This window comes from Parabacteroides sp. Y3-G-102 (assembly GCF_023656845.1).
GTDB classification, from domain to species: domain Bacteria; phylum Bacteroidota; class Bacteroidia; order Bacteroidales; family Tannerellaceae; genus Parabacteroides; species Parabacteroides distasonis.
This window is the reverse complement of sequence record NZ_JAMOKU010000058.1, coordinates 1-23,732: the sequence shown is the minus strand read 5'-3', so window position 1 is coordinate 23,732 and position 23,732 is coordinate 1. Positions and strand designations below refer to the sequence as shown.

Here is a 23,732-nt window from a genome sequence, read left to right as displayed (position 1 = left end):
TTCATTTAAAAGTTAACACTTAATCCGATAGTATATGTACGAGCTTGAGGAGGTGTTAAATAAGTCACATTCAAACTCAAATTCCTCTTCTGAGCTGAATCGACATCACGCATAATCTCAGGCTCACCACTATATTTATTATAGTATTCACTAAATAAAGTCAATAAATTAGTTGCTTGAGCATATAATCGAATATCCCTTATATTAAACTTCTTGATTCTAATACCTTTGAAAGTATAACCCACATTTACATTTTTTAAACGTAAGAATCCCGCATCATGTAGATATTCAGTTGTATTTCTCGCCAGTTCAATGCCACTTTTTCCTAAACTTACCCGAGGTACATCTGTCACATCACCAGGTTTCTGCCATCTATCAAGAACATTACTTTTCAGATTCCAAGTGCCAACATTATTCATCTGAAATTTCTCACCATCGTCATAAATATTGCCGCCTATTTGGAATGTAAACATAAAACCGAAATCCCAGTTCTTATATGTAAACGTATTATTCAAACCTCCTACAAAATCGGAATAAGGATGGCCTACAGGCTGACGATCTCTATCCGCATTATATTCTTTAGTTTCACCAACCGGTTTCTTATTCTCATCAAGCATTTCATAAACAGGCATACCATCCTGAGGATCAACACGTAGAACCTTAACCAAATAGTTTACGCCAATAGGCTGTCCTACTAACACACGTGTATCACCTTCTCCACTTAATGCGTCTGGTCCTGCATTACCAACATCCAAAACCTTATTCTTATTATAGCTGATATTAAAATCAGTAGTCCATGTAAAATCTCTATTTGTAATATTCACGGATTTAATATTAAACTCCACACCCGTATTTCTGACTTTTCCGATATTTGCCAAGAATGCCGTATATCCCACAGATGCTGGAACACTTACATTCAAAAATAGATCTTTGGAATTCTTATTATAAAATCCGATTTCACCTGAAATCCGATTTTTTAAGAAACCATACTCCAAACCTACATCAAAAGTAGAGGTTGTTTCCCACTTCAAATCTGGGTTTTTCAAAGAATTGATATACCAATAATTATCCCCTACATACAATTGATTCGTATTCACGCTAACTGCCCCCCATTGCGCATAGTTAGGGATTTCCGCATTACCAGTAATACCAAAACCTGTTTTCAATTTCAACAAGCTTACAACCTCGTTATCTTTTAAAAAGTCCTCTTCCGTGATCATCCAACCAATAGAAGCCGCAGGGAAATTACCAAATTTATTATTCTCCCCAAATCGTGACGAACCATCTCTACGGAAAGTACCAGTGAACATATAACGGTCTTTAAATGTATAATTTATACGTCCGAAAAAGGATATAAATGAGAAATCTTGATTAGGATAGCTCGTAAAAGTCTTATTCGTTTCATCATAAGCCGGATTATTAAATAACCAATCTTCTTTTCCTTGCTCAAATACGACATTCGTATAATTCGATACTCGTGTAGATTTCAATGCTTCTGTTCCCAACAAGAAATGAAAACGATGTTTTTCATTAATCGACAAGCTATAATTCAAGAGTGCTTTCGCATTCCAATTTGTCTCATAACGATTTGTCACATTACTATTCGGTTTTGTTGATAATTCTTTCGTTCGTAAATAATTAGACTCATTATCTCGATAATCTATATTACCTTCTAGCCGCAATGACAATCCTTTGATTATCTGTAAGTCAGCATATAAACTTGCCATTGTACGTTGGGTAAATATTCTACGTCTTTTCTCATTTGCCTCCGTCACCGGATTTGTTGATTTAGGAAAAACATAATAACTACCATCCGAATTATAGGCTGGGAAATAAGGCAAAGCCGTACTTATGGCACGTCCCCAACCACCATCCCAACTTGAAGGAGTGGGTCGATGATCCGTGTGAGAGAAACTAAAATTTCCACCTATTTTTAAAATGTTTATAGGCTTATAATCAATATTAAGGCGTACGCTCGTCCTTCCGAAATGATCATTCACCAAATATGAATTCTCTTCTACATTAGAAACCCCTAAATAAGTCTGTATTTTCTTATTACCCCACGATACCGATAAATCATTGTAGGTAGAAATTCCTGTTCTCGTAATAAGATCTTGCCAATCCGTATTATTTAATAAAGCTTGTTCTTCTGAATAACCACCGGGATATGATGATACAGTAGAAGGATCTGTCGCACCAGAGGGATTAAACTTATAATCATTTTCCAATGCTTCTTTATAAATATCCAGATAATCTTTAGTTTCCAACATATCAACTTTCCTATTAGTTGTTGAAAATGCAACTTTAGAACTAAAATTTATTTGAGGTTTTCCTGATTTACCACGTTTAGTTGTTATTAAGACAACACCGTTCGCACCTCTGGATCCATAAATAGCCGTTGCCGAGGCATCTTTCAATATATCAATACTTTCAATATCATTCGCATTTATAGATGACATTGGATTATCTTGTGCTGCACCCACTCGATCTCCGGCATTTTGCATGATGGGTATTCCATCAACAACAATCAATGGATCACCTCCAGCGGTAATAGAAGCGATACCTCTCACTCGAATGGCTGCACCAGAGCCAGCCAAACCCGATGTTTGGGTTACTTGTACACCAGCGGCACGCCCTTGTAAAGCGGCATCGAAAGAGCTTGTTGGAACAGACATTAGTTCCTCACTTCCAACTTTAGCGATCGATCCTGTCACATCTCTCTTATTCTGAACTCCATAGCCAACAACGACCACTTCATCTAATGTCTCCACATCTTCCGATAGACGAACATTAATATGAGTCTGATTTCCGACCTTTATCTCTTGGGAACGATAACCAATATAAGAATACACTAAAATGGCATCTCTATTAGGTACCTCAATTGAATAATTTCCATCCATATCGGAAGTAGTACCCGCAGTGGTACCTTTAATCTGTATGGTGATAAAAGATAAAGGCTCTCCTGTCTCCGCATCAGAAGCAGTTCCTGTGATCTTGATTTGCGCAAACGCTGTCAATGAAAACAAAGAAAGCATAAAGCACATAATAAATTCACTAATACTTTTACATCTCATGACATATTAAATTTAAAGTTAGACAAGTTCTAAAATATAAACACCACGAGCCGGAATATGAACCGCCGTGTCTATCGCAACGATCGTATCTGTTATAATATCTTTCCCAGATCTATAATCTTTTACGACTTCATGAAAACGATTCATATCTAATGTCTGGTTTTGATCTGTTCCATTCATTAAAACAAGTACCGTTTTATTATCCTTTACCCTAGCATATACGTAACAACCCGATTTATCAGGAGTATAATGAATCAACTTACCTTCTTTAACAGCATCACATCGCTGTCTCCAATTCAATAATTTTCTCATATAATCCCAAGCTTGATTCTGCAAATCCGTACGTCCCTCAGGAGTGAAAGCATCTTTTGGATCTCCTGCCCAACCTCCGGGAAAATCAGTGCGGATAATACCATCTCCTTCTGCTTTTGTCCCAGACATTAAAATCTCTGTCCCATAATAAATCTGAGGAATCCCTCGAGTTGTTAATAAAAAAGCAATAGCCTGTTTATACCTTCTTAAATCAGATTCTCCTTTCTGCATAAAGCGTCCTAAATCATGATTATCCAAAAAGACTAGTACATTATTAGGATCCGGGAATAAAAAATCCTGTGCGATAACTTCATAAATTTTAAATAACCCTGCTTCGAATCCTTCACGGCTAGAACATGCATCTCCAAACGCTTTTTGGCAAGTAAAGGTCAAATCAAAATCCATCACTGTCTTTAAGTTACTATTAGATTCATTCATTTTAGAATCTCTTTGCCACCAAGCCGAAGCAGTCCCTCTTGGATACCAAGCTTCTCCCACAATATTGAAATCCGGATATTCATTTTCCACCTCCTTACACCAAGTTGCCATAAAATCATAATCTGCATATGGATGTGTATCTTGACGGATACCATCAATCCGTGAGTATTCAATCCACCAAATGCTATTTTGAATCAAATATCGGGCTAAGTGCCTATTTTTCTGATTTAAATCTGGCATACCTCTACCAAACCAACCATTTACCAAGATCTCTCTCTCCGACTGAGGAGCGTGAACATCCATAAGAGTCCATTTAAAATGATTTGTTTGAACAAAGTTGTCTTGATTATTCAGCCAATCCGAGGAAGGAAAATCTTTTAACCACCAATGAGAGCTTCCGCAATGATTAAAAATCATATCCATCACGACTTTCATTCCTTTTTCGTGGGCCTTATCTATCAATTCACAATATTCTTCATTCGTTCCAAAACGAGGATCTACCTGATAAAAATCAGTAATAGCGTATCCGTGATAAGAACCTCCCGGCATCCTATTTTCCAATACAGGATTTAACCAAATTGTCGTAAAGCCTAAATCACGGATATAATCCAATTTATTAATAATACCACGTAAATCACCTCCATGGCGAGCTCCCCCTCTCGAACGATCTATTTTCACATCATCTAGATTGTCATTAGATGGATCCGCATTTGCAAAACGATCTGGAGTAATCAAGTACATCACATCCGCAGGTGAAAATCCAGCAGCTCCAACCTTTTTATTTCTTTCCTTTAACTCAAAGGCCCGGATTTCTTTCTCTTTCCCTTTTTGAAATATCAAATTCATTGTACCGGGAGAGGCATCTCTGGAGATATCCAAATAAAGGAACAAGTAATTAGGGTTCTCGACTCCAACAATTTCCTTGACTCTTACCCCCGGATAATCAATATAAACTTGAGAGCTTGCGATATTCTTGCCATATACCATAATCTGTAATTCCGGATTTTTCATCCCTACCCACCAGCAAGCAGGTTCTAACCGTGAAATATCAATAGCATATACAGAACTGGCGCACAACAAGCAAATGGTAAACAATAATAGTCTTTTCATAATTTCATTCATTTTATATTCGGAAATTGCCAAGGGCTTCTATATGTTTTGTTCAAGTATGCATCCGCTTTAGGATTGTCCACAAATTTCCTTGTTTGAGGATCGTATACCACACGAGTTCCTGTCCGATACGAGATATTGGCCATATGAGCCAATATTGTAGCAAAAGCCCCCTTTTCTATCGGACTATTTGTCTCAATCGATTTATTCAAAATACATTTACACCAATTAGTCGCATGAGCCTCTACTCCCCCATCTTCAAATTTACCAACCAATTGAGCTTTATCGGCCAAAAGGATACCATCACGGGTTTTCTCCGGTATCAACTCATAGCCTTCACGATTACATACCAGAGTGGCTTTACTTCCGACCCAAGCGACCCCTTGATTCCGATTATAAAGGTAAGCAACTTGTTGAGCCCATTCAATATGGAAATTCTTATATTGGAAAATACTTGTTTGGCAACTTGGAGTTTCATTAAACGATGCCGGATCTTTATATGCAATAGAAAAGACCGCATCTGGGTATTCTCTATCACATAAACCAAGTGCTTTTAACCCGTCAAAAGCAGAATCAATCCAATGCACCCCCCAATCAGTCTGTTGGCCACCACCATAATCCCAAAAACCACGCCAACCACGAAAACGGGAATTATTAAAAGGACGTTCCGGAGCCGGTCCTAACCACATATCATAGTCCAAAGTGGATGGTGCCTCTGAATCCTCAACAGAAGGACGAGGATTTGTAGATTGGCAAAGCCATAATTGTACCTTATAAACATCCCCTAGCACACCAGATTTTAATATCTCATTCGCAGCCCTGAAATAGCGTTGGCTTGTTTGCCATAATCCCGTTGTCACAACACCTTTATACTTTTTCTGAAAGTCCATCATCGCATTGCACTCAGAAATTGAATTACCAACAGGTTTCTCTACATAAATAGCTTTTCCCGCCTTCAAGGCTTCTGCAAAAATATAAGGATGCCAATGGTCGGGCGTGGCAATAATAACCCCATCAATTTCTTTATTGGCCAGTACCTCCCGAAAATCAGTATAAGCTTTTATAGAAACCGTCTGTTCTGGAAAATCTTTCTTAAAACGTGCAAGCTGCTCTTCAAGTCTGACTTTATTCACATCACACATACCGACACAATGTACCCATGGATTATCAGTCAACGCTCCTTGCAAATCTCGACATCCCATTCCAACTCCAATCACGGCAATTCTTACTTTTCCATTTATGACCTCTTCTTTCTGATAAGATCGTAAGGGTGACGAAGACAAAAGAGGAGATACTCCTAAACCTGCCGCCAGCATTGTTGTATTTTTCAAGAAATTTCTACGTGTAGTCATAAGTTATCATTCTTTAAGGTTAAACTTCTTTCTACAAATCTCTAATCCAAATATTTCGGAAAGCAACTTCTACCCCATGGTCTTGTAAACTTAAAGGCATACGGCCATGAGCTACATATTTAGGTAACCCTGTATATGGGGTATTCCCTTTCAGCACATAATTATTCTGAACAACAATCCCATTCAAGACGACTGTTATCATCGCAGGAGATTCCAACTCATCATTTGTTCCAAAACGAGGAGCTTTCCAATATATATCATAAACTTGCCATTCATTCGTCTTTGTAAAAGCATTTGCTAAAGGAGCACTTTGCTTATAAACACTACCAACCCAGCCATTTACGTAAGTAGGATTATCCTCACAATCTAGGACCTGTACCTCATAACGACTTTGTAACATAATGCCACTATTTCCTTTCATTTGTAAAGTATTATCTTTACCTGGTATCGGGGTCTTAAACTCTATGTGTAATTGGCAATCACCAAAATACTCTTTTGTACGGATAGAGCCAGAACCGGGAACTACAACCATCGTTCCATCCTTTATAGCCCATTTTGCAGATCCACCATCCTTCCCAGCAGCTTCCCATTTTGTAAGATCTTTTCCATCAAACAGGATGATTGCATCAGAAGGAGCACTTGTTCCAACTCCAGGGGTTACTTTTGGAGGTACAGGATGATACCATTCTGTACTTTCCGGTTTCCACCGCTCTTGTTGCCTTTGTTGTTGATTACCTTGTTGAGCACTTACAAAGAACGCTCCACATAAAAAACTGATTAAAACAATTACTTTCTTCATATTAACATAGTATTAATTTAACGTTACTAGTCTTATCTCATTAAAGAACTTGTCGCAAATGTATCATTGATATTGAAAAACAAACCATTCAATCATATCAAAATTGTTACTTTTCGTATCAACACACCTATAAACCAACTAGAATTAGAAGAAATTGGAATCTGAAAATCAATATTGAGACTATATGAAAAAGAATGAAACTAATTTACAAAAGCAAAAATCAAAAAAGTTGATATCTTGCAAACGAAACATGGAAAACATCAACAGCTCATGAAGTTTCAAATTGTGCTATTATGCTTATTCTTCTTAGTAGAACTGAATGCAACCCCATTCTACTTTAAGTCCTATGACATGGAAGACGGATTAAGTAATAATCATGTCACATGTTGCGTACAAGACGACTATGGCTTTATGTGGTTTGGTACCAGAGATGGGCTCAATAGATTTGACAGCAAAAAATTCTATACATTCAAGAGCTACTCTTCAGAAAAAGGCTCTTTAATGAGCAGTTATATTCTTGACTTAGCGAAAAGTCCCACCGGACAAATTTGGGTAAGTACCAACCTTGGGCTACAAAAATATGACTATCAAACAGATTCCTTCACACTCATTGATTTCACCAAAGGAATCAACTGTTATTCACTACAATTTGACCAGCAAGGAAATCTCTGGATGATTCTTAATGGGTACTCACTCGTAAAATACAATGAAAGTCAAGGTATGCATCTTAATTATATGTATAAAGGAAGTGATCCTATTACCTCCTTTTATATAACTCCTCAAGACCAAATTTGGGCAACAACAGCGAATGGTAATGTCGTTTTTCTAGATGATGACAAAAATGAATTCATAGCCTTAGATATCAAGAATCTAGATAAAAATCATCCTATCGATGATATGACAGCAATATGGGCCTCTCCTTTAGATAATATATTATTAATTGGAACTAAAGATAATGGTATAAAACGAATCGATATACAGACAAAAACATATAAAGATATTTTACCTCAACAAAAAAAATCTCCACTTTATACTAGAAATATCATTCGTATGACAAAGGAGAAAGTATGGATTGGCACTTTTAATGGCATATATTTATATGATATTCAAAATGATACGATAATGTCTATCCAGCAAAATAAAAGTGACCTCTATTCATTATCCAGCAATGCTATCAAAGAACTCTACAAAGATCAAGAAGGAGGTATCTGGGTTTGTACTGATAATGGCGGTATCAGCTACTCTCCTCCTTATTCAAAATTCAAAAGGCACTATAATATTCCTGGACAAAGAACGCTCAATGGAGATATTATACACGATATTTGCATAGACAAAAATAATAATCTATGGATTGGCACAGAAGACGCTGGATTGAATAAGCTAAACATGAAGGACCATTCATATACATCTTTTAATGACATGAAAGGCCTTTCACAAAATTGTATACATGGATTAGCGTCTATAGATAATCACCTATGGATAGGGACACACGCTAATGGTATTGATTTAATGGATATCCGTACTGAGAAAATAATCAAACATTACACGATTTCCGTAAATCCTTATGCAAACAAAAACGACATCATCGTATACCTTTATAAACTCCAAAACAATGATTTGCTGGTAGCTACCGCTCTTGGTGTCTATCAATATAATTCTCAAAAAGACATTTTTGAGAAATTAAGCCAATTTCCTAATAATTGTAGGATACAAACTCTTTTTGAAGATCATGATGGAGTAATATGGGCTGGAACATCGAGTAAAGGACTATATTATTATAATCCTGCTACTTCCCAACACGGAGAATTTAAATTAGATACAGTAAATACAAGCCGAACAATAAACAATATTTATGAAGATCGTAAGAACAACTTATGGTTCGCAACTGGTGACGGAATCAAAATTTATGACCGTAGTACTCAACAAACGACCAAATACGATATGCAAGATGGCTTACCTAGCAATGTAATTTACCGTATTGAAGAAGATAAAAAAGGAAACATGTGGATCAGTACGGCTAACGGCCTCGCAAGACTCAACCCTAAAAACCATAAAATAAAAGTCTTCAAAAAAGAACATGGATTAACTTCAAATCAATTCAATTATAACTCTTCTTTAAAAACAGATAATGACAAATTATATTTTGGGACACTAAAGGGGATGATTAGCTTCCAACCTAATAGTATCCAAGAATTTTCCATTCAACCGAAAGTATATATATCACAGATTAATTATAATGATCCAGATCATAACTTCTTACACCAAGAGGCTATCACTTTTAAAAAAGGAATCACCTTAGAACATAATCAGTCCACATTCTACATCGACTACACATCATTAAGCTACCAAGCTCCCAACCTCACCCAATACGCCTATTGCATGGAAGGGTTAAGTTCCAAATGGTATCATGTGGTGGGCGAGAACCGGGTTTATTTCACAAAACTACCGCCCGGTAATTATACGTTCAAGGTGAAGGCGGCGAACCTGTCCGGTATTTGGAATGATGAGCCGGCGATGTTCCAGATTACGATCCTTCCCCCATGGTGGCTCTCTACCAAGGCGTTAATCCTATATGGGATTATCGCTATCGGATGCGTAGTGTTGCTGATCTTTATCATTTCCCGGCATAATAAGGCCAATATACAGCAGAAAATACAGGAGTTCGAGAATGAAAAGGAGAAGGAGCTTTATCAAGCTAAGATTGATTTCTTCATCAATATCGCTCATGAGATACGTACGCCCCTAACTTTAATTAAAAGTCCTCTGGAGAAAGTAACACGGGACATCAAGCTATCTCCCAGCGCAAAGAATTATCTGACGATTGTGGATAAAAACGCGAACCGGCTACTGGATCTGGTGAATCAACTACTGGATTTCAGGAAGACGGAAATCGAGGGATATAAACTAAACTTCATACATACGGACATCATCGCATTGATGCAAGAGACCTTTGAGCGTTTCCACGATACGGCGGAGCAGGAGGCATTGCAAATGATTATCGAGTGTAACGTGAAATCTTTCTACGCCTTTATCGATAAGGAGGCTTGCACGAAGATACTCAGCAACCTCCTATCGAACGCTATTAAATACGCAAGAAGCAAGATCATCGTCCGGTTCGAGACGCAAGATGGCGAGCGATTCACGATCGATATCATGAACGATGGAAAGCCCATCTCGGAGGAGATAAAAGAAAAGATCTTCGAGCCTTTCTACCGGGATGACTCCTCTATCCATAAATCCGGGACCGGGCTCGGACTACCCTTGGCCCGTTCTTTAGCGGAGATGCACGAGGGATCGTTGACGTTGGAGGAATCTCCGACTGGGCTTATCATCTTTAGATTACGTTTGCCGGTGAACCAACCGAACTCATTAAAACTAGAGGAAGAGAAAGCAGAGGTCCTGACCAACCCTGCCAGCGAGCGGAAATATGTCACCCAAGAATCCCGCCCGACGGTTCTCGTGGTGGAAGATAACACCGAAATGCTCCATTTCATCGGTCAAGAGATCAATGTCCATTACAATGTTGTCACCGCCGGTAATGGCGAGGAGGCGATTGCCCGTCTTCAGGAATATGGCATCCAATTAATCATCAGCGATATCATGATGCCTGTCATGGATGGTTTCACCTTATTGAAAAAGATAAAGACTAATCTGGAGTTCAGCCATATCCCGATCATCCTCCTGACGGCTAAGAACACCTTGCAATCTCGCATGGAAGGGCTTGAGCTGGGGGCGGACGCTTACATCGACAAACCTTTCTCCATGGATCTATTGCTTACCCAAGTGACGAACCTGCTGAACAACCGGAGCAATATGCGTGCCTATTATTTCAACTCGCCGATTGCCAATATCAAATCCATGGCTTACACGAAGGCGGACGAGAAGTTCTTGAAGAAACTGAACGATATCATCGACAGCCATATAAACGACGTGAACCTAGACGTGGACATGATAGCGGACTTGATGAATCTAAGCCGTCCGACCCTTTACCGTAAAATCAACGGCCTGTCGAACGTAACGCCCAACGAGTTGATCAAGATCAGCCGGCTAAAGAAAGCCGCCGAGTTGATCCTTCAAGGCGATATGAGGATTTACGAGATCGCCGAGGCGGTTGGTTTCAACTCGCAATCCTATTTCAGCCGGGCCTTCTCCAAGCAATTCAACATGAGCCCCTCGCAATACGCGAAAGAAAATAATATCGAATTGAAATAGCCCGCTAGGAAGAATAGGTCTGGAACCAACGAGTTACCTTCTCGCTATACGTCTTGGAGATCGGGATATCGGGTACTTTCTCGATCCCCAGCTCCAGATAAACACCCTCCTTCTCCCTGCGGATCACCTTCACTTGGTCGAAATTTACCATGAAAGAACGATGGCAACGGAGTACATTCGTATCAGCGAGGCTCTCCTCGATCGCCTTCAAGGAGTTGCGAAGCATAAACTTCATGAGCTGCCCCTTATTCAGATACCAGATACAAACGTAATTATCCGCCGATTCAAGGTACAGCAGGTTACTTCGCTTCACGGAAAGGCGCAACTCGTTCTTCTCGTCATAGAAAGAGAAAACGCTTTGCCGAACCGCCGCTTCCGTCTGGTTCTCCTCCAACAATCGCAATTGTCGCTCTTTCTCTTTATAAGAGAAATACAGGTGCAGCACGGAATAAGGGAGCAATAAAACCAGACTGGTATTCACCGCCGAATCGTTAAAAACTTCCATATATTCTCGTTCCGGATTCAGTACCAACGTATAAATCGTATAGAAAAGCGACATGAAGAATATCTCCAGCACGATCCAGATCGCATAGGTCCGGACCGTGATAGCATGCCGCTTCCCCCAATGGAACAGAATAATACGGCTCAAGACAACCACCAATACTCCCGTCAAGATAATCAAGCTAGAGAATACGAAGAACTTAAACTCCGAGACCTTGTACCAAGAGGTGGAGCTAAACGGCTTGTAGATGTTGATAAACACCAACGCGAACAAGGCCGTCCACAGGATCAGCCTCACGATATTCTGCTTACCGTATATGTAACTTGGTATTTTTTGATCCCACATTCCCATCTTTTTGCCTCTATTTTGGAACAAATGTAATCATTTTCCCAGACGAAATTCACCCCTCTATAAAAGATTTCACCCCTAAATAACACTTTATGTCCCCAACAAAGCCCGTTTAAACCATTTATTTTGAAGAGATGTTTTTCTATTGTTTGTTTGCAGTAAAAAATCAGAGGATTATGGATATTTCACTTCGTACTAAGCAACTGAACAGTCTTTTCTCTTATGACAAAAAGACTGAATTGGAAGAGAGCCATCTGGAGATCATCCCGTTTCGCTTCACCCAGACCCGTGGCGCCAGCGAGATCGACGAGTTCCAGAAGGGACTTACCCCCACCGGATTCTGTCCGATGACCGACGATCGTATCCAAGAGAACAAATCTTTCTCATATGCCATATTCACGCCCTCGGGACGTAAAAAGAATAATGAGGCGATTATCCTGTTGCATGGCCTGAACGAGCGGACTTGGGAAAAATACCTCACATGGGCGGAATACCTCACCCATACGACCGGTAAACCGGTCATCCTGTTCCCGATCGCTTTCCATATGAACCGTACCCCGGGATTATGGGCCAATCCCCGTGCGATCCTCCCTTGGGTAAGCAAACGCAAGGAGGAGATAGCGAACGTGACGAACTCCACCTTCGCCAACGTGGCCCTCAGCAGCCGGCTATCCCAAAACCCGTTACGCTTTTACGCCTCGGGCAGAGAATCCGTTTATAATATGTGGCAATTGGTTCATGAGATCAAGAACGGCGAGCATCCTTTGTTCAAGGAAGATACGTCCATCAACTTATTCGCTTATTCCATCGGCGCGTTACTCTCGCAGGTCTTGTTATTAGCGAATCCGGACAAGATGTTTACGGACACCCGTTTATTCATGTTTTGCGGTGGCTCCATCTTCAGTGAGATGGATGGCAACGCCCGTGATATCATGGACAAGGAGGCGTTCGCCAAGGTACGCCATTACTTCCGGCATGATTTCTTGGAGAACCGTACGCTTCCCACCTCGTTCAAGAATGATTTTCTGGAGCAAGCCTTTAAGGCCATGGTACGTGAGGATGTGTTACGAGATTACCGGGAGTCGTTCTTCCAACGGGCTTGCGATCGTATTCGGGCGATCTCATTGAAAAAAGATATCGTTATGCCTACTGGCGGGGTGATCAAGGCTTTAGGAAAAGCGTCCGGCAAGATATTGGAAGAGCTGGATTTCCCGTTCGCTTACTCCCATCAAATCCCCTTCCCGACACACTCCCGTATCGATCCGGGCCTGATCAACCAAGCCTTTCATTCCATATTCACGAGGGCGGCGGCGTTTCTCTAAAGAGATTACAAATTGTGACCTCAAACACTCATATTCTTTTTTAGTTCATGCAGGTACAATAAAAAATCGCTAAATAACTAATATTACGTTATTTAGCGATCATCCATCGTGGTCCCACTTGGGCTTGAACCAAGGACTCCCTGATTATGAGTCAGGTGCTCTAACCAACTGAGCTATAGGACCTGTTCAGAGCTAGGCTCTGAAATCGGGTGCAATATTACGATTTATTATCGAGATATGCAAATGTTAAAGGGAAAAACTTATTTTTCCGCACTTTCTTCTCCGGCGAACTCCATCAAGTATGCTTTGATGAAATCGTCGATCTTTCCATCCATCACACCGTTCACGTCGGAAGTCTGGTAGTTCGTACGATGGTCTTTTACGCGACGGTCATCGAATACGTAACTACGGATCTGCGAACCCCACTCGATCTTCTTCTTTCCGGCCTCCACCTTGGCCTGCTCGGCCATGCGATGCTGCAACTCCTTATCGTAAAGGATGGAACGCAATTGACGCATAGCGTTCTCACGGTTCTTGGGTTGGTCGCGAGTCTCGGTATTCTCGATCAAGATCTCTTCTTCCTCACCTGTATACGGGTCCTTGAACTGATAACGCAAGCGAACTCCGGATTCCACCTTGTTCACGTTCTGTCCTCCGGCGCCGCCCGAGCGGAACGTATCCCAAGAGATAGCCGCCGTCTCTACCTTTACCTCGATCGTATCATCCACCAACGGGGTGACGAATACGGAGGCGAAAGAAGTCATTCGTTTACCTTGGGCGTTGTAAGGAGATACACGTACCAAACGATGCACGCCATTCTCGCTCTTTAGATAGCCATAGGCATAATCTCCCTCAATATTGAAGGTCACGGTCTTGATACCGGCCTCATCCCCTTCCTGATAGTTGGCGACAGAGATCTTATAACCGTTATTCTCAGCCCAACGCTGATACATACGCATCAACATGGAAGCCCAATCTTGGCTCTCGGTACCACCGGCACCCGAGTTGATCTTGAGCACGCAGCTCATTTGATCAGCCTCGTCGCGAAGCATATTGCGGAACTCCAAGTCTTCCAGTAAATGAAGGGCCTTCTTATAAGCCGCGTCCACCTCTTCCTCGGTGATAATCTCTTCCTTTACATATTCGTAAGCCAACTCTAGCTCCTCAGCCGCCGCATGTACCTCACCGTAAAGCTCGATCCATTTCTTTAGCTCCTTTACTTTCTTCATCTGGACTTCCGCACGTTTGGCGTCTTCCCAGAAACCGGGGTCTTGCGTACGTAGCTCCTCCTCTTCTAACTGAATGGTCTTGCTATCGATGTCAAAGATACCCCCTCAGCGCCTTATCGCGCTCCAACACGTCATGTAGTTGGTCTGATGTGATCATATGTTCTTTTCTTTTTTAAATTTACCGCGAAGATAAGAAATAGTTGATAGCCGACAAACTCGTTATTCCTCGTACATCGCCTCTATCTCGGTAGCGTACTTCTGCAATACGACCGGACGGCGCAACTTTAGCGTATCCGTCAGCTCGCATCCCATCATGAAGGGTTCCGGCAACAAGGTAAAGCGCTTGATCTTCTCGTAAGAAGCCAAGTTCTTCTGGTGCTCCTCTACCCTAGCCTCGATGAAACGAATGATATCCTTGTTCTTCACCAACTCCTCCCGGCTCTCGAACGAGATGCCTTTTTCCCCGGCATACTTCTCCAACAATGGATAAGCCGGCACGATCAAGGCGCTCACGAACTTACGTTGATCGCCGATAACAGCGATTTGCTCGATATAATTATCACCGCTCATCACCATCTCGATCGCTTGCGGGGCGATATATTTTCCGTTTGAAGTCTTATACAAATCCTTGATTCGTTCCGTAAAGAATAACGTATTACCCTCCAAACGACCAGCGTCGCCGGTACGGAAGAAACCATCCTCGGTGAAAGCCTTCCTCGTTTCCTCCGGTTTATTATAATACCCGGACATCACGGTCTTGCCTTTCACCAAGATCTCGTTATTCCCCGGATCTATTTTCACTTGAACTCCCGGCATTACCTCACCAATAGAACCAAACTGGAATCCGATCTCCGGGTAGAAACAAACCGTAGCCGTCGTCTCGCTCAGTCCATAACCATAAGCGATCGGGATATTCACGGACTGCAAGAACTCATTAATCGTGTCCGATAACGGAGCGCCCGCCACCGGGAAAAACCGTCCACGCTCAATACCCAATACCTTCTTCAATAAGGTAAAAACCGTTTTATTGTAAAATTGGAACTTCAACTTCAGACTACACGGGGCCGGAATACCTTTATTCTTATACTCCAGATTATACTTTCGCCCGGTCTCGATAGCATCCAAGAAAATCTTCTTCATGGCCGGAGAGGCGGAGTTGATCTTCTCGTGCACGCCCGCATACACCTTCTCCCAGAAACGAGGCACATTGCACATCAAGGTAGGATGAACCTCCGGCAATGTCTTCTGGATCATTTTCGGGTCTTGGTTGATAGCGATCGTAACCCCTTTATGGAGACAATAATAGCACCAAGCTTTCTCGAAGATATGAGTCATTGGCAAGAAACTCATGGATAGATCCTTGTCGGTTACCAGAGGCAGACGTACATCATGTATCCGCATCGCCTCCAGATAGCAAGAATGAGGAAGCATTACGCCTTTCGACTCACCTGTCGTACCGGACGTATATATAATGGTAGCCAGATCCTCCGGAACGGCTTCCGTCATACGTATTTTCACCGTGCTCTCCGCATGCGCGTTATCCCCCAAGCGCAAGAAATCATCAAAATAAATGGACGTCTTATCTTCCGGATTCATCTTGACCGCCGGATCAAAGACAACCAGACGCTCCAGATACTTAGAGTCCTTCTGTACCTTGAAAGCGTTATTATACTGCAATTGCTCACCCACGAACAACGTGCGGATCTTAGCGTCATTGATGATGTACTCGATTTGTCCCGGAGAATTCGTCGCATACATCGGGATGGAAACCACCCGGTTACCATACGCACCGAAGTCCGTATATAAACACTGAGGCATATTCTGGGAATAAACCCCGATATTCTCTTGTACCTTTATCCCGAACTCAGCCATCGCCTTGGCCGTAAGCATAACTTTATCGGAAAACTCCCTCCAAGAAATCTTCAACCATTTCCCCGTAGCGTTATCTCTATGTTTCAACGCTGTACGGTTCCCATATTTCTCTGCCTGACGGTGTATTAACTCGGCGAAATGATAATAAATCATAATTCCTTATTTTGAATTGATACCGCGAAAGTACGCTTTTCTCTTCTAAAAGACATGACATCAGTCCTTTTTTTACACATAATTGCTCTTTTTGTGCAAGTATTCGGTTAAATAATAATAATTCATAGTAGCATGTATTGCATAGTACATATGTAATACATACATTTGTAGCATAAAATTAAAAGAGATGAATGCAGAGAACGTAAAATCACAAATGAGGAAAGGGACGCTGGAATATTGCATCCTCCTGCTTCTCAAAAAGGAACCCGCTTACACCTCTGATATCATTCAGAAGTTACAAGAAGCGAAGTTGATCGTTGTGGAAGGCACTTTATATCCTCTTTTAACCCGACTAAAAAATAGCGAGCTATTAAGTTATCAGTGGATAGAATCTACGCAAGGACCGCCACGCAAGTATTACCAACTGACCGAGAAAGGAGAACTATTCCTCGGCGAGCTGGAGGCTTCATGGCAGGAACTAAATGATACAATAAACCACATCAGAAACAATTAAAACGAAAGAGTGATGAAGAAGACACTTACTGTTAATCTGGGAGGCACAGTTTTCCACATTGACGAAGACGCATACCAATTATTAGACAAATATCTGTCTAACCTGCGCATCCACTTCCGCAAAGAAGAGGGTTCGGATGAGATCATGGATGATTTCGAGATGCGTATCTCGGAACTTCTTAACGAGCGTGTCCGCTTAGGCTACGAGGTCATCACGATCGAGCAGGTAGAGGAAGTGATCAAACGGATGGGTAAGCCGGAAGAGATTTTCGAGGAGGAAGAGAAAAGCACCGACCACGAGGATAATTACCGGGCACAACAACAGGAGACTCATACCCAGACGACCAAGAAACGCTTGATGCGTGACCCGGATAACCGTATTCTGGGAGGTGTCGCCGGAGGTTTCGCCGCCTACATGGATTGGGACCCGACTGCCGTACGTATCGTGCTTTTCCTTCTGATGTTCTTCTATGGAATCACGGTTCCGCTTTACTTTTTGTTGTGGATCATCGTACCGATGGCACGTACGGCGACCGAGAAACTCGAGATGCGCGGACAAAGCGTGACGGTGGAGAATATCGGAAAGACCGTGACAGATGGATTCGAGAAAGTCAGCAATAACGTGAACGACTTTATCAGCTCGGATAAGCCGAGGAACTTCTTCCAAAAGCTGGCGGATGTTTTCGTTCTGGTCATCGGGTTCATCCTGAAGTTTTTCATCATATTGGCCGGAATCTTCCTGTTGCCACCGCTAGTACTAGTCGTATTCATTCTGGTAGTCGTAACATTCGCGTTGCTCATGGGTGGGGCCGGACTCATCTATAACCTCTCTCCGTTCGGAGCGGACTTGATAAACGGAGCACCGTTGTCAATGGCAATCATGGGATGCATAGGGACAATCTTATTCATCGGTATCCCCATATTCTCCTTGATATACGCTATTTGCAGCCAATTATTCAAGGTACGCCCCTTACCGACGCAAGCAAGATGGATATTATTAGCCTTATGGCTTATCTCCTTTATATTATGTGGTGTATATATCCATCAATCCGGTATGCTATATGACTGGCATAATTATTGGAACGGTGTACACGATTGGAACAGGAATGCCGTTTGGCTCCCTTAACCTTATCCGAAGGCGTAAAATGAAGATATAGATTTAGTAGTTTATAATGTTTATTGTGTGTTTAAAAAAAGAAGGCCGCTCTGTCACAGAGGGGCCTTTCTTCTAAGGTTAACAAATTTATGAGTAAAAACCACTAATGAATCATATTAATGATTTGCTGTCCCCTTTGCATGATATTGTCACGCATAAAACAGCGGGTACAAATATAACCAATTTTTTATAATTAAAAAATTATATTCAATTATTTGAATTCTTTTCTAATCTTAGCGGCGATCTCGGCCAATTCTTCTTGGCTTACAGCCAATTTCTTCCCGCCGAAATACATATCGGACTCCTTCGTGATAGGAATCAAATGGATATGCGCATGGGGCACTTCCAAGCCCATGACAGCCAACCCTACACGCTTACACTCGATAGCGGTCTCTTGGGCACGAGCTACCCGTTTAGCGAAAGCTACCATCCGTCCCAGCATCGGATCATCGATATCAAAGATATAATCGACCTCCTTCTTGGGAATTACCAAGGTATGCCCCAAGGCTACCGGATTGATATCGAGGAAAGCAAAAAACTCATCGTCTTCCGCAACCTTGTGGCTAGGGATCTCACCCGCCACGATTCTACTGAAAATAGTTGCCATACGTCTTTCTGTTTTTAAATTGAAATATCCATAATCTCAAACGTCATCAAGCCGGAAGGTACACGGATCTCAACGACATCCCCTACCTTCTTTCCCATCAAACCTTGGGCGATCGGCGTGCTTACGGAGATCTTTCCTTCTTTTAGGTTAGCCTCCGAATCCGATACCAACGTGTAGGTCATGACAGCGTTATTCTTCGTATTCTTAATTTTCACCTTGTTCAAAATCTGAACCTCATCTGTTTTCACACGACTCTCATCGATCAGACGGGCGTTTGAGATCAAACCTTTCAACTGCGCAAGCTTAGCCTCCATGATACCTTGAGCCTCTTTGGCGGCATCGTACTCAGCGTTCTCGGATAAGTCACCCTTATCCCTCGCCTCAGCGATCTGGGCTGATATTTCAGGGCGCTTCACGGTCTCCAAATAGTTGATTTCAGCTAAAATCTTATCGTAGCCGTCCTTTGTCATATAACTAACAGCCATATTAAATCCTCCTTATTCTTTATATTAATATTGATTGATTATCGCATAATAAAAAAGAATCCCGACCAAGTCATATGGCCGGAACTCCCCTTTTTTATCATTTCAAGACTCCGCAAAGTTAGGTTATCTTTCTAAGATGAACAAGTTTACGAAAGTGCTTTATAACATATAAATCTGATGATTAAATCATGAACAATTTACAATACGGACTTGATGTCAGCCTCAAGTTTCTTCACGTCGTCCACCCGTTTAACCAAGTTTCCCTTGCGATCCAAGATAAAGATCGCCGGAAGCTGTTTCACGTTATACAACGCCGCGGTCTGGGAGTAAACAGACTGTGGATCACGCACGCAAGCCCAAGGTAAATTAGAAGCGGCGTTCTTCCAGAAGTGAAGATCATTATCCAAAGAGATCTGGTAAATCTCCAAGCCCTTGTCGTGATACTTCGTATATAAATCGCCAAATTCCATATTCAAGGCAGGAGACCATTCGGACATATAGGCCGTGAAGTTGATCAACACCACCTTACCTGTAGCGACAGAAGACAATTTCGTGTTTTCCCCATGTATATCCGGCAACTCGATATCCAAGAAACTAACCTCTTTCTTCTCCACCTTATCCAAGTCCATCGGGCGCTGGCTACGAATCACCTTTATCGATTGAAGAGCCAAGTTATACAGATGCTTAGCACGAGGGCTTTCCGGATAATAGTGATCGAAGCTGGTGGCTACGGCACCATAAGCCTTCGAGTCGTTCTTGTCATACAAATCGAAGAACAGCAAGCCGTCGATTTGCTGGAACAAGGCAAAGTAAGCGGCAGCGGACATCGGGGCGGAATAAATATACTTACGAGCCACGTCCTTATAAGCCTCGGCGGCCTCGAGCACCTGACGGGAATATACGGAATCCGCCAACAGACCGGACTCAGACTCTTTCCGTAAACGATGGATCGCTTGGTTCGCGTCTAATTGAGCCAAGGTAATATTCTTGATCGCCTTGCAATTCTCTGAGCCCTCCACGCTATAAGAAGTAGCGAAAGTCCCGGCATCGGCCACGAACGAGATCGTCTCCGTAGAATCTACCGAGAAGTTGATCAATTGGTTATTCAGACGCAAGCGATAAAAATCCGGGAATGCCGGACGAGGCTTCGTAAAGCTGAATTTACCGGCCGCCGTCAGTTTTACGGAGTCCATCAACTCTACCGTCGACACACCTACATTCTCCAGATACATCATCTGGCCATCAGCGCCGGACACTACACCTTCCACCGTAAAATCAGAATTCTTCTTACAAGCCGTGAACAAAAGCAACATAACACACAGCACAGCTAGTAAATTCGTAGATATTTGTTTCATTATTCCAGTTTGTCTATATTACTAATCCGGTGCAAATATACATTATTTTACAATTGTGGCACTATTATTCCGTATTTCTTCAAGGCTTTTTTCAAAAAAAGTATTTCAAGACTGTTATTTCTTTTCATTTTCATGCAATTACAGGTAAACTTTCATTACATTTGCACCAATTTTTGACAGATAGAAAAATAAGAAAAAAGATTATGCTTAATCCAATTAACAAGACGATCGAGTTAGGTGATGGAAGAACCATTACCATCGAAACCGGGAAATTGGCCAAACAGGCGGACGGAGCGGTTACCGTTCGTATGAACAACACCGTGTTGCTCGCCACTGTTTGTGCCGCTAAAGATGCGAACCCGGGTGTTGACTTCATGCCGTTGCAAGTAGAATACAAAGAGAAATACTCCGCTTTTGGACGTTTCCCCGGAGGTTTTACAAAAAGAGAAGGAAAAGCTTCTGATTATGAAATCCTCACATCTCGTTTAGTAGACCGTGCGTTGCGTCCTCTTTTCCCGGACAACTACCACGCTGAGGTATATGTAAATATTATATTGTTCTCCGCGGATGGCGAAGATTTGCCGGACGCATTAGCAGGTTTGGCCGCTTCCGCCGCTTTGGCAGTTTCTGATATTCCTTTTAACGGACCGATCTCTGAGGTTCGCGTAGCTCGTACGGATGGAAAATACATCGTCAACCCAACTTCCGCGGAATTGGAGAAAGCTGATATCGACATCATGGTTGCCGCTACCATAGACAACATCATGATGGTTGAGGGTGAGATGAACGAGGTTCAGGAATCTGAGATGCTTGAGGCTATCAAGGTCGCTCACGAGGCTATCAAGGTACAATGCAAGGCTCAATTGGAATTATCCGAGGCTTGCGGCAAATTGGTAAAACGCGAATATTGCCACGAGGTAAACGATGACGAGTTGCGCAAGGACGTACACGACAAATGTTACGCCAAGGCTTACGCCGTAGCCACATCCGGTAGCGGCAAGCACGAACGCAGCGAGGCATTCGAGAAAATCGTAGAGGAATACAAGGCTCAATTCTCCGAGGAGGAGTTGACGGACGAGAAACTGGAAATGATCGGTCGCTACTATCACGATGTAGAGAAAGAGGCTATGCGCCGTGCCATCCTTGATGAGGGCAAGCGTTTGGACGGTCGTAAGACTACCGAGATCCGTCCGATCTGGATCGAGACAGATTGCCTGCCGGGTCCTCACGGTTCCGCTATCTTTACACGTGGAGAGACTCAGTCTTTATCTACGGTAACTTTAGGTACGAAGTCTGATGAGAAAATGATAGACGACGTATTGAACCATGGATACGAGCGTTTCCTTTTACATTATAACTTCCCCCCGTTCTCCACAGGCGAGGCCAAAGCAACACGTGGTGTAGGCCGTCGTGAGATCGGACACGGTAACTTGGCTCACCGTGCGCTGAAACGTATGATCCCGGACAACTATCCGTATGTAGTACGTGTAATCTCCGATATCTTGGAGTCTAACGGTTCTTCTTCTATGGCTACGGTTTGCGCCGGTACCTTGGCGTTGAGAGACGCAGGTGTTCCGATGAAGAAACCGGTATCCGGTATCGCTATGGGATTGATCTCCGAGAACAAGGGTACGAACTACGCCATCTTGTCTGATATCTTAGGCGACGAGGATCACTTGGGTGATATGGACTTCAAGGTAACGGGTACGAAAGACGGTATCACGGCTACCCAGATGGATATCAAGGTAGACGGTTTGTCTTACGAGATCCTTGAGAATGCTTTGGCTCAAGCGAAAGAGGGTCGTATGCATATCTTGGGCAAGATATTGGAGGCTCAACCGGAAGCTCGCGAGGATTTGAAACCTCATGCACCTCGTATCGAGACGATGATTATCGGTAAAGAATTCATCGGTGCGGTAATCGGCCCGGGCGGTAAGATCATCCAAGGTATCCAAGAGAAGACGGGAGCTACGGTATCTATCGATGAGGTAGACGGCGTAGGAAAGATCGAGATCTCCGGCACGAATAAGGCTACGATCGACGCGGCTGTCAAGGCGATCAAAGGTATCGTGGCTGTTCCTGAGATCGGAGAGGTTTATGAAGGAAAGATTTCCTCTATCATGCCTTATGGTGCGTTCGTTGAGTTCATGCCGGGCAAGGATGGTTTGCTTCACATTTCCGAGATCGACTGGAAACGTCTGGAGACCGTTGAGCAAGCCGGCTTGAAGGAAGGCGATACGGTTTCTGTCAAGTTGGTTGATATCGATCCGAAGACAGGCAAGTTCAAACTTTCCCGCAAGGTATTGCTTCCGAAACCGGAAGGTTACGAGGAACGTCCACCAAGACCAGAAAGAGGTGAGCGTGGACCTCGTCCAGACCGTGGAGACCGTGGTCCTCGTCAAGATCGTGGTGATCGCGGACCTCGCAGGGAGTACAGAGACTAAGATAAGGTCTTATACATTATATATAATCCCGGGTAGATTAAACGCTATCCGGGATTTTTTTATCAAATCATCTACCACACCTACAACTATAGCTATAAGCAATTGGTCATAAGTTATTTATCGAGTGGTGGTAGATAAATAGCATCTACCACTATTGGCTCGTATCTACCACCATTTACTACTTTTCAATCACAAAACACCATCGTCCCCTACTCGCCAACCGCATTATTAGTCCTATCTTTTTCAAGAAGCGGCAGAAGACGGAGACATTGCTTAGCCGGCAAGCTATCTATTTGATCATGCTTCATATATCATCTAAAAAACTGATGTCTTATGCTGATATAGGTAGACACATTCAATAACAATAAAATGTGTAATTATTATGCGCAAAAAACATGAGCATTACAGCGAAGAAGAGAAATTGCATCTTCTTCATTCTTATTATCAAT

Annotated in this window: 15 protein-coding genes and 1 tRNA gene; 5 read left to right on the top strand and 11 right to left on the bottom strand. The window is 42.4% G+C overall.

The features are described 5' to 3' along the window. Nucleotides 1-5 precede the first annotated feature (5 nt). The 4 genes from NBH16_RS20635 to NBH16_RS20620 are packed head-to-tail and all read right to left on the bottom strand — an operon-like array spanning nt 6 to nt 7,085. Nucleotides 6-3,074 carry a SusC/RagA family TonB-linked outer membrane protein gene (locus NBH16_RS20635; RefSeq protein ID WP_005864190.1) on the bottom strand — a complete coding sequence of 1,023 codons (3,069 nt, stop codon included), beginning with the start codon at nt 3,072-3,074 and terminating at the stop codon, nt 6-8. Nucleotides 3,075-3,092: 18 nt separating this feature from the next. Further along, a complete protein-coding gene (locus tag NBH16_RS20630) occupies nt 3,093-4,934 on the bottom strand; it encodes a glycoside hydrolase family 13 protein (RefSeq protein ID WP_005864189.1) in 1,842 nt (613 codons plus the stop codon). An 8-nt stretch (nt 4,935-4,942) separates the two neighbouring features. Continuing rightward, on the bottom strand, nt 4,943-6,286 hold the full coding sequence (locus tag NBH16_RS20625) for a Gfo/Idh/MocA family oxidoreductase (RefSeq protein WP_005864188.1): 1,344 nt from the start codon (nt 6,284-6,286) through the stop codon (nt 4,943-4,945). Between the two features lie 31 nt (nt 6,287-6,317). Next, nucleotides 6,318-7,085, bottom strand: a complete 768-nt coding sequence (locus tag NBH16_RS20620) for a 3-keto-disaccharide hydrolase (RefSeq protein WP_005864187.1) — start codon at nt 7,083-7,085, stop codon at nt 6,318-6,320. 270 nt (nt 7,086-7,355) lie between these two features. On the opposite strand from NBH16_RS20620, the gene NBH16_RS23490 reads away from it, so the two are divergent. Continuing rightward, nucleotides 7,356-11,297, top strand: coding sequence for a hybrid sensor histidine kinase/response regulator transcription factor (locus tag NBH16_RS23490; protein ID WP_121961136.1), 3,942 nt, complete (start codon nt 7,356-7,358; stop codon nt 11,295-11,297). Nucleotides 11,298-11,301: 4 nt separating this feature from the next. On the opposite strand, the gene NBH16_RS20605 is transcribed toward NBH16_RS23490, so the two are convergent. Continuing rightward, entirely contained in the window at nt 11,302-12,144 is an 843-nt protein-coding gene (locus NBH16_RS20605) for a LytR/AlgR family response regulator transcription factor (RefSeq protein ID WP_121961137.1), read from the bottom strand. Between the two features lie 179 nt (nt 12,145-12,323). On the opposite strand from NBH16_RS20605, the gene NBH16_RS20600 reads away from it, so the two are divergent. Further along, the gene (locus tag NBH16_RS20600; protein WP_022192278.1) at nt 12,324-13,469 is read left to right on the top strand and encodes a DUF6051 family protein; all 1,146 of its coding nucleotides are present in this window, start codon (nt 12,324-12,326) and stop codon (nt 13,467-13,469) included. Nucleotides 13,470-13,578: 109 nt separating this feature from the next. On the opposite strand, the gene NBH16_RS20595 is transcribed toward NBH16_RS20600, so the two are convergent. The 3 genes from NBH16_RS20595 to NBH16_RS20585 form a co-directional block, all read right to left on the bottom strand. Next, a tRNA-Ile gene (locus NBH16_RS20595) sits at nt 13,579-13,652 on the bottom strand. A gap of 77 nt (nt 13,653-13,729) precedes the next feature. Continuing rightward, nucleotides 13,730-14,855 (bottom strand): peptide chain release factor 2 gene (prfB, locus tag NBH16_RS20590; protein WP_122383207.1). Its coding sequence is split into 2 segments (ribosomal slippage): nt 13,730-14,791 and nt 14,793-14,855, totalling 1,125 coding nucleotides; the frame shifts between segments, so codons are not numbered across the junction. 62 nt (nt 14,856-14,917) lie between these two features. After that, complete coding sequence (locus NBH16_RS20585) at nt 14,918-16,723, bottom strand: AMP-dependent synthetase/ligase (protein WP_048928503.1); 1,806 nt, start codon at nt 16,721-16,723, stop codon at nt 14,918-14,920. A gap of 187 nt (nt 16,724-16,910) precedes the next feature. Between NBH16_RS20585 and NBH16_RS20580 the strand changes: the two genes are divergently transcribed. Continuing rightward, entirely contained in the window at nt 16,911-17,237 is a 327-nt protein-coding gene (locus tag NBH16_RS20580) for a PadR family transcriptional regulator (RefSeq protein ID WP_005860828.1), read from the top strand. 12 nt (nt 17,238-17,249) lie between these two features. Continuing rightward, a complete protein-coding gene (locus tag NBH16_RS20575) occupies nt 17,250-18,362 on the top strand; it encodes a PspC domain-containing protein (RefSeq protein ID WP_005864147.1) in 1,113 nt (370 codons plus the stop codon). Nucleotides 18,363-18,603: 241 nt separating this feature from the next. On the opposite strand, the gene NBH16_RS20570 is transcribed toward NBH16_RS20575, so the two are convergent. The 3 genes from NBH16_RS20570 to NBH16_RS20560 form a co-directional block, all read right to left on the bottom strand. Beyond that, nucleotides 18,604-18,999: an HIT family protein gene (locus NBH16_RS20570; RefSeq protein ID WP_005860824.1), complete on the bottom strand. Its 396-nt coding sequence runs from the start codon at nt 18,997-18,999 to the stop codon at nt 18,604-18,606. A gap of 14 nt (nt 19,000-19,013) precedes the next feature. Further along, nucleotides 19,014-19,484 carry a transcription elongation factor GreA gene (gene greA, locus NBH16_RS20565; protein WP_005860822.1) on the bottom strand — a complete coding sequence of 157 codons (471 nt, stop codon included), beginning with the start codon at nt 19,482-19,484 and terminating at the stop codon, nt 19,014-19,016. Between the two features lie 197 nt (nt 19,485-19,681). Then, nucleotides 19,682-20,839 carry a TlpA disulfide reductase family protein gene (locus tag NBH16_RS20560; protein ID WP_044546627.1) on the bottom strand — a complete coding sequence of 386 codons (1,158 nt, stop codon included), beginning with the start codon at nt 20,837-20,839 and terminating at the stop codon, nt 19,682-19,684. Between the two features lie 203 nt (nt 20,840-21,042). On the opposite strand from NBH16_RS20560, the gene pnp reads away from it, so the two are divergent. Continuing rightward, on the top strand, nt 21,043-23,283 hold the full coding sequence (pnp, locus tag NBH16_RS20555) for a polyribonucleotide nucleotidyltransferase (protein ID WP_005864142.1): 2,241 nt from the start codon (nt 21,043-21,045) through the stop codon (nt 23,281-23,283). The last annotated feature ends 449 nt before the right edge of the window (nt 23,284-23,732 follow it).

Coding starts and splice junctions, on each gene's coding strand:
- NBH16_RS20585 (WP_048928503.1), bottom strand. CDS start 16,723: ATGATTTATTATCATTTCGCCGAGTTAATACACCGTCAGGCAGAGAAA.
- NBH16_RS23490 (WP_121961136.1), top strand. CDS start 7,356: ATGAAGTTTCAAATTGTGCTATTATGCTTATTCTTCTTAGTAGAACTG.
- NBH16_RS20580 (WP_005860828.1), top strand. CDS start 16,911: ATGAATGCAGAGAACGTAAAATCACAAATGAGGAAAGGGACGCTGGAA.
- NBH16_RS20605 (WP_121961137.1), bottom strand. CDS start 12,144: ATGTGGGATCAAAAAATACCAAGTTACATATACGGTAAGCAGAATATC.
- pnp (WP_005864142.1), top strand. CDS start 21,043: ATGCTTAATCCAATTAACAAGACGATCGAGTTAGGTGATGGAAGAACC.
- NBH16_RS20570 (WP_005860824.1), bottom strand. CDS start 18,999: ATGGCAACTATTTTCAGTAGAATCGTGGCGGGTGAGATCCCTAGCCAC.
- NBH16_RS20600 (WP_022192278.1), top strand. CDS start 12,324: ATGGATATTTCACTTCGTACTAAGCAACTGAACAGTCTTTTCTCTTAT.
- NBH16_RS20630 (WP_005864189.1), bottom strand. CDS start 4,934: ATGAAAAGACTATTATTGTTTACCATTTGCTTGTTGTGCGCCAGTTCT.
- NBH16_RS20575 (WP_005864147.1), top strand. CDS start 17,250: ATGAAGAAGACACTTACTGTTAATCTGGGAGGCACAGTTTTCCACATT.
- NBH16_RS20620 (WP_005864187.1), bottom strand. CDS start 7,085: ATGAAGAAAGTAATTGTTTTAATCAGTTTTTTATGTGGAGCGTTCTTT.
- NBH16_RS20560 (WP_044546627.1), bottom strand. CDS start 20,839: ATGAAACAAATATCTACGAATTTACTAGCTGTGCTGTGTGTTATGTTG.
- NBH16_RS20625 (WP_005864188.1), bottom strand. CDS start 6,286: ATGACTACACGTAGAAATTTCTTGAAAAATACAACAATGCTGGCGGCA.
- greA (WP_005860822.1), bottom strand. CDS start 19,484: ATGGCTGTTAGTTATATGACAAAGGACGGCTACGATAAGATTTTAGCT.
- NBH16_RS20635 (WP_005864190.1), bottom strand. CDS start 3,074: ATGAGATGTAAAAGTATTAGTGAATTTATTATGTGCTTTATGCTTTCT.